This window comes from Pseudoduganella sp. RAF53_2, from assembly GCF_052113985.1.
GTDB lineage: Bacteria > Pseudomonadota > Gammaproteobacteria > Burkholderiales > Burkholderiaceae_D > Rugamonas.
This window is the reverse complement of record NZ_JBFRDW010000135.1, coordinates 1-10767: the sequence shown is the minus strand read 5'-3', so window position 1 is coordinate 10767 and position 10767 is coordinate 1. Positions and strand designations below refer to the sequence as shown.

Here is a 10767-nt window from a genome sequence, read left to right as displayed (position 1 = left end):
GCTACGGCACGCTGGGCATTGTGCAAGGCTATGTGCGCCGTAACGATCACATACACGAGCAGGATACCGCCACCATGCTGATGGGTGTCGAGCATTCGATGAACATCGGCCGCTGGCGCACGCGCGCCACCGCCGCATTCGGCGCCGCCGAACTGGATAAGAAGCTATACCAGCGCCAGGAGCAGCTGCAGGTGCGCGCCTCGCCGCCGATGTCGATGCCGCCAGGCTGGGACTTCGCATTTGCCGGCAATATCAGCCACGTGACTTATCCAACGCGTACCGCCTACAACGCCACCACGCTGGAACTGAGCACCCTGTTCACCTACCGCGGGAAGCACGATCAGGTGCAAATTACCGGCAGCGGACTGCACGATCATGGCGCCGAAGCACGACCGGGTGGCGACCGCAAGGGCTGGTTCGGCAGCGTGCAATGGTATACTCTGCTTGGTTCCGGCTGGTATGCAGAGGCCGGACTGACGCACCAGCACTGGCAAAGCGACAATATCTACTCACCGGGCCTGATCGAAGTGGCGCGTCGTCAAAATACGACAAGCGCCCGCGCTGCCGTACAGTGGTATTTCCGTCCCAATGTGAGTCTTCATCTCGAAGGCCGTGTCGTGCGCGACCGCGAAAATATCTCGTTGTTCCAATACAATAGCCATGCGCTTCAGCTGAGTATGCGCTGGGACAATTTCTGACCTCGCGGTTCTGCATTATTTTTCGAAGTTGAGCATCATGGGTTGGGAACTGTTTGTCTTTTTATTGGCGCTGGCCGCTGTGTCTGTCGGCTGCCTGCTGCCGGCAGGCTGGCTGCCGCCCCTGCCGAACGACAAGCTGCTGCACTTCCTGGCTTTTGCCGGCCTGACCGTACTGGCAGCGCCCCTGGCGCCGACATGGGGACAATTGCAATATTGGCTGCTTGGTCTGGCGGCTGGCGGTTGGATGATCGAAGTCTTGCAAAAGCTGGTGCCTGGCCGCAATTTCAGCTGGCGCGATCTGGCGGCCAACGTGGCCGGTATTAGCGCAGCAACCTGCGTCATCCTGCTTTTACGAGCTATTTGAACAATGACAACTAGCAAGAGAAAACTTCAGGAAACGAACGAGCACGACCTGATTCCGCCGGAAGAGGCGGCACAGGTAGCGGCTGCTCCTGAGCCACAACAAGTCAATCTGCAGATCCACTTGCGCAAAATTCCGCTTCTCGCGGAACTGAGCGAGGACGACATGGCGCGCGTTAAGACCGAGCTGCGCGTGCGCCAGTACGCCAAGCGCGACATCGTGCTGCAAAAGGGAGCGCCTGGCGACAGCCTGCTGTTCCTGCTGACCGGCTCACTGCAAGTCATCGACATTACCGAAGACGGCCGCGCCATCGGCCTGCGCATGCTGCAGCCAGGCGACTTCTTCGGCGAAATTGCCGTCATCAACGGCTCGCTGCGTTCAGCGTCCGTGGTGGCACTGACGCCGGTGCTGGTGGCCCTGCTGCCGCGCAATACTGCCCTGCACCTGTTTGCCCACTCGCCGTCCGTGGCGAACCAGATGCTGCGTTTCCTGGCGGAGAAGGTGCAGCGCGATTCCGAATTCCGCGCCCTGCTCAGCATCCATAACACCTCGCGCCGCATCTACACCTTCCTCGACCTGATGAAGAAAAAAGAGGACGGGGATGTGCATGTGGTGGAGAACCTGCCGACCCATCAGGATATTGCCAATATGATCAACACCAGCCGCGAAACGGTGACGCGCACGCTACTGACCCTGGTCCAGCAAGGCATTATTCAGAAGGGTACTCATAAGATCATCATCATCAAGCCGGACGCGCTGCAAAAGCTGGTGCAAGGCTAAGCCTAAGGGCGCGCCGATGCTGCGCCAGTCTTACTTTTGGACACAAATTTGGGACCTTTTGAGGAAGGGTCAAATAGTTGCTGATGCTATAATTCCGCCTTTTGTCAGCACCTAAGTTTATGATCCAGCCGACCACGACCACCACACCGGGGGCCTCATGATTTCCCGCTCCATGATGGGTGGGATCTGGCGCTACCGTGGTTTCATCGGTGGCAGCGTCAAGCGCGAATTCCAGGCCAAATACCGCAACTCCCTACTCGGCGCCGCCTGGACCATCCTCAACCCGCTGGCCATGATCGTGGTCTACACCGTGGTCTTCTCGCAGGTCATGCACAACCGCCTGCAAGGCATGGATTCCGCCTTTGCCTACAGCATCTACCTGTGCGCCGGCGTGCTGACCTGGGGCCTGTTTGCCGAAATCACCGGCCGCAGCCAGGGTGTCTTCCTGGAAAACGCCAATCTGCTGAAGAAGCTGCAGTTCCCGCGGATTTGTCTGCCTATCATTGTGGTGCTGAATGCCCTGGTCAATTTCGGCATCATCTTCGGCCTGTTCACCGTCTTCCTGCTGGTTTCCGGCACCTTCCCCGGCTGGAGCTTCCTGGCCGTGTTCCCCGTGCTGGCAATCCAGATCCTGTTTGCGATCGGTCTCGGCATGATTCTCGGCGTGCTGAATGTGTTCTTCCGCGACGTGGGCCAGTTCTTCACTATCCTTCTACAGTTCTGGTTCACGCCCATCGTCTACCCCGTCACCACGCTGCCGGAAGCAGTGCGCGAGCTGCTGGTGTGGAATCCAATGGCGGCCGTGGTCGCGGCTTATCAGGACATCCTGGTGCGCGGCACGCTCCCGCACTGGCATACCCTGATCCCAGTTACCGTACTGGCGCTGCTGTTCTGCGCACTTGGCCTGCAACTGTTCCGCAAACGCGCGGGCGAAATGGTGGATGAACTGTAATGGGCAGCATTATCGTTAAAGGCCTGGGCAAGGCCTACAAGCAGTACCACAACCAATGGGGCCGCCTGGCCGAATGGGTTCTGCCGGGCAAGCGTGCACACCACAACCTGAAGTGGGTACTGCAGGACATCAATTTCCAGCTCGCCCCCGGCGAAGCGGTTGGCATTATCGGCATCAACGGTGCGGGCAAGAGCACCCTCCTTAAGATGATCACCGGCACCGCCCAGCCGACCACCGGCAGCGTGAACATCACCGGCCGCGTAGCCGCCCTGCTGGAGCTGGGCATGGGCTTCCATCCCGATTTCACGGGGCGCCAGAATGCCTACATGGCGGGGCAGCTGATCGGCTTGACCGTGGATGAAATCACGACCATGATGCCGCAGATCGAAGCCTTCGCGGAAATCGGCGATTACATCGACCAGCCGGTGCGCGTGTACTCCTCCGGCATGCAGATGCGCCTGGCCTTCAGCGTGGCAACCGTAGTGCGTCCGGACGTGCTGATCGTGGACGAAGCGCTATCCGTGGGCGATGCCTATTTCCAGCACAAGAGCTTCCAGCGCATCCGCGAATACCGCCAGCAAGGCACCACGCTGCTCATCGTCAGCCACGACCGCGCGGCGATGCAATCCATCTGCGACCGCGCCATCCTGCTTGATAGCGGACGCCTGGCCAAGCAAGGCTCGCCGGAAGAAGTGATGGACTACTACAACGCCCTGATTGCCGAACGGGAAAACTCTACCGTGCAGCAGACCGTGACGGAGGAAGGCCGCGTGCAGACCAGCTCCGGCACCGGCGAGGCGAGCGTCACGGCCATCACGATCGAGAACGAAGAGGGTGAAGCACAGGAAGTGTTGAATGTTGGCGTGCCCGTCACGCTGCGCGTCAAGGTACGCATCAACAAAGCCGTTCCACGCCTGGTGCTGGGCTATATGATCAAGGACCGCCTGGGCCAGCCGATCTACGGCACCAACACCCATCACATGGACAAGGCGCTAAGTGCCCTGCAGCCTGGCGAAGAAATCGAATACCGCTTCCGTTTTCCGCTCAATCTGGGCGCAGGCAGCTATTCCATCACGACTGCGCTGACCAGCAACGAAACCCATCTGGCCGACAACTACGAATGGCGCGATTTGGCCGCGCTATTCATCGTCATGAACATGAACCGGCGCGAGTTCGTGGGCAGCAGCTGGCTGGAACCTCAAGTGGAGATTGCAAGATGAGCCCCCCCTTCTATCGCGCTTTTGAGGACCGCTACCGCGGCGCGCGCGACACCATTAAGGAGCGCCTGCGCGCTTACACGCCTTTCCTGGAGGCCCTGCTGGCGCAAGACGCCAAACCTTCAGCGTTGGACCTGGGCTGCGGCCGCGGCGAGTGGCTTGAACTCCTGGGCGAAGAAGGCTTCAGCGCTCGCGGCATCGACCTCGATGAAGGAATGCTGGCCGCCTGCCACGAACGTGGCCTGAACGCAGAGCGCATGGATGCACTGGCCGCCCTGCGCGCCGTGCCTGCCGGCAGCCTGTCCATGGTGTCGTCCTTCCATTTGGTGGAGCACCTGCCTTTCGACCTGGTGCGCGAACTGATTGCAGAGGCCCTGCGTGCCCTGGCGCCGGGCGGCCTGCTGATCATGGAAACGCCAAACCCGGAAAACCTGACCGTCGGCGCGACCAGCTTCTACATGGACCCGACTCACCTGCATCCGTTGCCGCCAAATCTGCTGGCCTTCGCTGCGGAGCATGCGGGATTTGCGCGCGCCAAAATCGTGCGTCTGCAGGAAGATCCGCGTCTGCATGAAGATGTGCGCCTGGTTCTGATGAACGTACTGGAAGGCGTGAGCCAGGACTACGCCATCGTTGCGCAAAAGAGCGCCGCGCCGGAAGCGCTGGCCTCCTTCGACGCAGCCTTCAACAAAGAATTCGGTATTGGCCTCGGTATCCTGGCGCATCGCTACGAAGAGCAAGGTGCGACACGCCACGCGGAGATCCATCACGCGCTGGGACGCTTGACGCGTGAAGCCGGCCAGACCGGCGAGCAGCTCGGCCAGCTGCGCCAGCGCGCCGACGGCCAGGATCATCGTGCCGCCGCCATCGAACACCGCGCGGACGCGCTTGAACACGGCGCCGGTGTGCTTGAACAGCGCATCGCCGCCGCCGAGCAGCGTGCGGATATGTATGCGCAACAGGTGATTGCGCTGATGAACAGCAGCTCCTGGCGCATCACCGTGCCCTGGCGCTACGTAGGCGGTGTCATGCACCGCCTGAATGCAGCGCGCCGTGAGGGTCGCATTCTGCGCGCGGTGAAGAATCGCGCTCGCCGCGGCCTGCACCGCCTGGGCGGCTACGTGCTGGGCAATCGCCGCCTGAAAGCCATCGCGCTCTATCTGCTGCGCTTTACGCCGGGCCTGCGCACCCGCCTGTTCAATCTTATGCTGTCCCACAATGCCGCACCGTCGCAGCCCCTGCTGACCGAAGGCGGCTCCGGACTGTCACCACGCGCCAGCCGTGTGCTGCGCGAACTGCAAGCGCTACAAGCAAGGAAACAAGATGCGCATCGTCATTGATCTGCAAGGAACCCAATCGGAAAGCCGCTTCCGCGGCATCGGACGCTATTCGCTGGCACTGGCACTGGGCGTGGCCCGCAACGCCGGAGAGCATGAAATCTGGCTGGTGATGAACGGCGGTCTGCCTGCCGCGATCGAAGACCTGCGCGCCCAGTTCGCGGGCCTGGTGCCGCAGGAACGCATCCGCGTATTTGACATCCTGCAGCCATGCGCCGAGCGCGCCGAAGAGAACAGCCCGCGCGCGCGCGCAGGCGAACTGCTGCGCGAACATTTCATCGAACAATTACGGCCGGACGCCGTGCTGGTCACCAGCCTGTTTGAAGGCTATGTGGACGACTCTGTGGTATCGGTCGGCTGTTTAACTGGCGCCGCGCACACCGCGGTCGTGCTGTATGACCTAATTCCCTTCCTGAATCCGGAAGGCTATCTTGGCCACCCGACCCAGCGCGCCTACTACGAGCGCAAGATTGCATCGCTGCGCCGTGCCGGCCTGCTGCTGGCCATTTCCGACTACTCGCGCCAGGAAGCCATCGACGCGCTGAAGCTGGAGCCGGAAGACGTGGTGGCGATTTCCACTGCGGTGGACGACACCTTCCAGCCGGGTGAGCCGGATGCCGCCCAACTGGCTGCGCTGCGCAAACGTTTCGGCATCGAGCGCGAACTGGTGATGTATGCGCCCGGCGGCTTCGACACTCGCAAGAATATCGATGGCCTGATCACCGCCTTCAGCCTGCTGCCCGCACACCTGCGTGCACGCCACCAACTGCTGGTGGCCAGCAAAATGTCGGACAGTGAACGCATCAAGATGGAAACGCATGCGCGCTCTTGCGGCGTGACCGCCAATGAACTGATCTTCACCGGCTACGTCACCGATGAAGAACTGATTACGCTGTACCGCAGCACCGCCCTGTTCGTGTTCCCATCCAAGCACGAAGGCTTCGGCCTGCCAGCTCTGGAAGCCATGGCCTGCGGCGCCRTGGTGATCGGCTCCGACGCCACCAGCGTACCGGAAGTGATCGGCACGCCTGACGCCCTGTTCGACCCGCTGCAACCGTCCGCCATCGCCGCCAAGATCACGCAAATACTGGAAGACGAAGCACTGCAGCAGCGCCTGCGCGCCCACGGCCGAATGCAGCGCGAGAAATTCAGCTGGGATCGTTCGGCACGCAAAGCCATCGCCGCATTGGAGACTCACCATGCGCGTACGCTGGCGCAGCGGCAGGCGCAAGACGCCGCCTTGCGCGCCGCTGGCGCCATCCCGGCCGGCACGCCCAAGCGCCGCGTGGCCTTCATCTCGCCAATGCTGCCGGAACGCACCGGCGTCGCCGACTATTCGACCCGCCTGTTGCCGACGCTGCTGCCGTGGTTCGACATCGACATCGTGGTGCAACAGCCGGAAGTGAGCCTGCCGCCGGAGCTGCAGCACCTGCCGGTGCGCGATACCGCCTGGCTACGCGAGCACGCGCACGAAGTGGACCACATCGTCTACCAGATGGGCAACAGCCCCTTCCACAGCTATATGCTGGACCTGCTGCGTGACCATCCGGGCGTCGTGGTGCTGCACGACTTCTACCTGAGCGGCATGATTTCCTTCGAGCAGATGACCAACCGCTCGCCCGACGTGTGGACGCGCGCCCTGCTACATTCGCATGGCTACGCAGCGGTGCGCGACAGCGTGGGGCCGGATGGCTACGAACTGGGACGCAAACTCTATCCCTCGAATCTGGAAGTGCTGCGCGATGCCTCGCATGTGATCGTGCACTCGGACTTTGCACGCACCCTGGCGCAGCGCTGCTACGGTCCGGAAGCCGCACGCGACTGGAGCTACGCCCAGCTGCCGCGCGCTGTACCGGCCGAGCATGACCGCACCGCAGCGCGCTCCATCCTCGGTATCGGACAAGATGATTTCGTGGTTGCCAATTTCGGCTTTGTGGCGCCGACCAAGCGCTGCCTGGAACTGCTGAAGGCCTGGCTGGCTTCGTCGCTGCATGGCGACCGCCAATGCCACCTGGTGTTTGTCGGGGAAAACCACGGCGGCGACTATGGCGCGGAACTGACTTCCATCATCAAGGCGGCCGGCAGTGGCCGCATCAAGATCACCGGCTGGACTTCGGATGAAGACTACTTGCGCTACCTGCAGGCAGTCGACGTCGGTGTCCAGCTCCGCACCGATTCGCGCGGCGAAACCTCGGGCACAGTATTGGACTGCATGATCTACCGCCTGCCGACCGTCATCAACGCCAACGGCTCCATGGGCGAATTTCCGCATGACGCGGTATGGATGCTGCCGGACAGCTTCAACCAGGAGCAACTGGTGGAAGCACTCGACACCCTGCGCCACAATACGGAGCGCCGCGAGGCACTGGCMGCCGCCGGTTTTGCGCTCATGGGCACCCGCAACAGCCCTGAGCGCTGCGGCTGGCTGTACAAGCAAGCGCTGGACCGCGATCTGGCTGCACGTCCAGGCGGTCGCCGCGCCCTGCTGCAAGCGCTGCTGGACGTGCCGGGTCTGCCGCAGGACGAAGCCACGCTGGAACAGCTGGCACGCTGCGCCGCGCGCGCGCCGGACCCGCTGCAGCAGCGCCAGTTGCTGGTGGACGTGACCAATATCGCGCGCCACGATCTGAAGACCGGCATCGAGCGCGTGGTGCGTCATCAGTTGCTGGAACTGCTGCAGCTACCGCACACCAGTGGCTGGCGCGCGGAAGCAGTATATCTGAGCGAAGATGGCGGCGTGCCGCATTACCGCTATGCGCGCCGCTACGTCACCGAGCTGCTAGGCATCAGCAATGTGCTGCAAGGCGAGGACCCACCGCTGGATCTGCAAGCGGGCGACGCTTACTTCAATGCCGACCATACGCCGGTGAAGGTGATGGCCGCTGCGAAGGCCGGCGTCTATGCAGCATGGCGCGCGCGCGGCGTGTCGGTCAACTTCCTGGTGCATGATCTGCTACCCGTGTTGCGTCCCGAATTCTTCCCGTCCAATACCGACATCACGCACGGCGCCTGGCTGCGCTGCATCGCTGCGGAAGCGGACCGCCTGGTCTGCATTTCCAAGGCCGTCGCCGACGAACTGGATGGCTGGCTGCACGAGCAACAAGCCCCGCGCCGCGCGGGCCAGAAGCTCGAAGTGCTGCACCACGGCGCGGACATCGGCGGCCCGGTGCCGGAGGCGGTGCAGGATACCGAGCTGCTGAAGCAGATCGCGGCTCGCCCCAGCTTCCTGATGGTTGGCACCATCGAACCACGCAAAGGTCATTTACAGACGCTGGATGCCTTCGAAAAGCTGTGGGTCGAGGGGGTGGATGTGCAACTGGTCATCGTCGGCAACGAAGGCTGGAAACCACTGCCCGAACATGAGCGCCGCACCATTCCGCACATTGTGCAGCGCCTGTCCCAGCACCCTGAGCGCGGCCATCGCCTGCTCTGGCTGACTGGCATCGACGACTCCACGCTACAGCAGATTTACCTGGCCAGCGCCTGCCTGCTGTCGCCAAGCGAAGGCGAAGGCTTTGGCTTGCCGCTGATCGAAGCGGCGCGCTACGGCATTCCGTTGCTGGTGCGCGACATTCCAGTATTCCGCGAAGTGGCGGGCGAGCGGGCCGCCTATTTCAGCGGCATGACAGGTGGGGATCTGGCGCTGGCCGTGCGCGAATGGCTGGCGGCGCACGCCGAAGGCAACCATCCGCAATCAGAAGGTATGCCGTGGCAGACCTGGCGCGATAATGTGCTGGAGCTGCTGGATCAGCTGCAGCAAACGAGCTAAGAAAAACGCCGGCTGCAGCCGGCGTTTTTTCATCAGGACTTCGGAAGTCCACCCAGCAGGGCTGCGACCACCTTCTTCGGTTTGATCGCGGGCGATGCCGCTGTCGCAGCAGTCGTTGCGGCCTTGCTGCTGCTTGGCTCGTACGGCTTGAGGAACCAAGGGTCGACCTTTTCGCGGCGCGGCGCCGGCGATGCCGAACGTGGGGCGCTGCGGTCGGCATCGGTGCGGTTGCGGCGGCGGTCGCCGTGACGCTCATCGCCACGGAAAGATGCCGGCGCAAAGCCTTCCAGATCGCCGCGCTTGATGGTTTGCTTGATCAGCTTTTCGATATCGGCCAGCAGGCGCTCGTCCTTGTCCGAATAGATCGAGATGGCGTCGCCCGACGCGCCGGCACGGCCGGTACGGCCAATGCGGTGCMCATAGTCTTCCGCGTTGTACGGCAGATCGTAATTGACCACGCAAGGCAGGTCCGAGATATCCAGGCCGCGGGCGGCCACGTCGGTCGCCACCAGCACATCGATCTCGCCCTTCTTGAAGGCTTCCAGCGCGGCCATGCGTTCCTGCTGCGACTTGTCGCCGTGGATGGCGGTGGCCTTCATGCCTTCCTGTTCCAGACCGCGGGCCAGGCGCGAAGCGCCGATCTTGGTGTTGGAGAACACGATCACCTGTTTCAGCTCGCGCTGGCGCAGGATGTGGGCGACGGCCTCGCGCTTGTGCTCTTCCGACACCTTGTACACCACCTGGGTCACCTTGTCGGCAGTCGCATTGCTGCGCGCGACTTCGATCGACACCGGCTTGTTCAGGAAGCTGGAGGCCAGCTTCTTGATTTCAGGCGAGAAGGTGGCCGAGAACATCAGGTTCTGGCGCGCCTTCGGCAGCATATTGATGATGCGCTGCAGATCGGGCAGGAAGCCCATGTCCAGCATGCGGTCCGCCTCGTCCATCACCAGCATCTGCACCTGGGCCAGGGAGATATTCTTCTGCTCCACGTGGTCCAGCAGGCGGCCAGGGGTGGCGATCACGATTTCCACGCCGCGGCGCAGGATCTCGGTCTGCGGCTTCATGTCCATGCCGCCGAAGACGACGGTGGAGCGCAGCGGCGTGTGCTTGGAGTATGCGGCCACGTTCTCGGCCACCTGCACGGCCAGTTCGCGGGTSGGSGTYAGCAYCAGMGCGCGCACCGGGTGGCGTGCCGGGCTCATCGAGCTGTTCGCGGACGGCAGCAGATTCTGGATGATGGGCAGCGAGAAGCTGGCAGTTTTGCCGGTACCGGTCTGGGCAGCGCCCATGACGTCGCGGCCCTGCAACACAATCGGGATGGCCTGGGCCTGGATCGGCGTCGGATGGGTATAGCCCTGGTCGGTCAGCGCGCGCAGAATGTCCTGCGACAGGCCGAAGTCGCTGAAACGCACCTGCGCGGGCGCTTCGGCCGCAGGTTCGACGGAGTTGATCTCAGTGTCAGACATAAAATCTTTTTCAAAATGCAGAACGGCCGGAATCCCGGCCAACCACGGATGATACCTGTTTCGGCACGACAGCGCACGGAAACAGCGTGTTTTGGAGAGAAACTATTGCAGAAATGGAAATACCTGTTTCGGCACGACAGCGCACGGAAACAGCGTGTTTTGGAGAGAAACTATTGCAGAAATGGAA

7 protein-coding genes and 1 pseudogene are annotated in these 10767 nt (G+C 62.4%); 7 read left to right on the top strand and 1 reads right to left on the bottom strand.

Features of this window, described 5'->3' with window-relative positions; all coding sequences use genetic code 11:
• From AB4Z11_RS10480 to AB4Z11_RS10450, 7 genes and pseudogenes are all read left to right on the top strand, one after another.
• Positions 1-698, top strand: a pseudogene (locus AB4Z11_RS10480) (hypothetical protein); the annotation flags it as partial.
• Between the two features lie 37 nt (positions 699-735).
• Complete coding sequence (locus tag AB4Z11_RS10475) at positions 736-1062, top strand: hypothetical protein (protein ID WP_442025137.1); 327 nt, start codon at positions 736-738, stop codon at positions 1060-1062.
• 3 nt (positions 1063-1065) lie between these two features.
• Complete coding sequence (locus AB4Z11_RS10470; protein ID WP_442025135.1) at positions 1066-1839, top strand: Crp/Fnr family transcriptional regulator; 774 nt, start codon at positions 1066-1068, stop codon at positions 1837-1839.
• Between the two features lie 157 nt (positions 1840-1996).
• On the top strand, positions 1997-2791 hold the full coding sequence (locus AB4Z11_RS10465; RefSeq protein ID WP_442025133.1) for an ABC transporter permease: 795 nt from the start codon (positions 1997-1999) through the stop codon (positions 2789-2791).
• Positions 2791-4011, top strand: a complete 1221-nt coding sequence (locus tag AB4Z11_RS10460; protein WP_442025131.1) for an ABC transporter ATP-binding protein — start codon at positions 2791-2793, stop codon at positions 4009-4011. Before AB4Z11_RS10465 ends, AB4Z11_RS10460 begins: the two co-directional genes overlap by 1 nt.
• The gene (locus AB4Z11_RS10455) at positions 4008-5348 is read left to right on the top strand and encodes a class I SAM-dependent methyltransferase (RefSeq protein WP_442025129.1); all 1341 of its coding nucleotides are present in this window, start codon (positions 4008-4010) and stop codon (positions 5346-5348) included. The genes AB4Z11_RS10460 and AB4Z11_RS10455 overlap by 4 nt, the downstream gene beginning before the upstream one ends.
• Positions 5332-9114: a glycosyltransferase gene (locus tag AB4Z11_RS10450; protein ID WP_442025127.1), complete on the top strand. Its 3783-nt coding sequence runs from the start codon at positions 5332-5334 to the stop codon at positions 9112-9114. The genes AB4Z11_RS10455 and AB4Z11_RS10450 overlap by 17 nt, the downstream gene beginning before the upstream one ends.
• Positions 9115-9146: 32 nt before the next feature.
• Here the strand turns inward: AB4Z11_RS10450 and AB4Z11_RS10445 are convergent, their stop codons facing one another.
• Positions 9147-10580, bottom strand: a complete 1434-nt coding sequence (locus AB4Z11_RS10445; RefSeq protein ID WP_442025125.1) for a DEAD/DEAH box helicase — start codon at positions 10578-10580, stop codon at positions 9147-9149.
• Positions 10581-10767 lie beyond the last annotated feature (187 nt).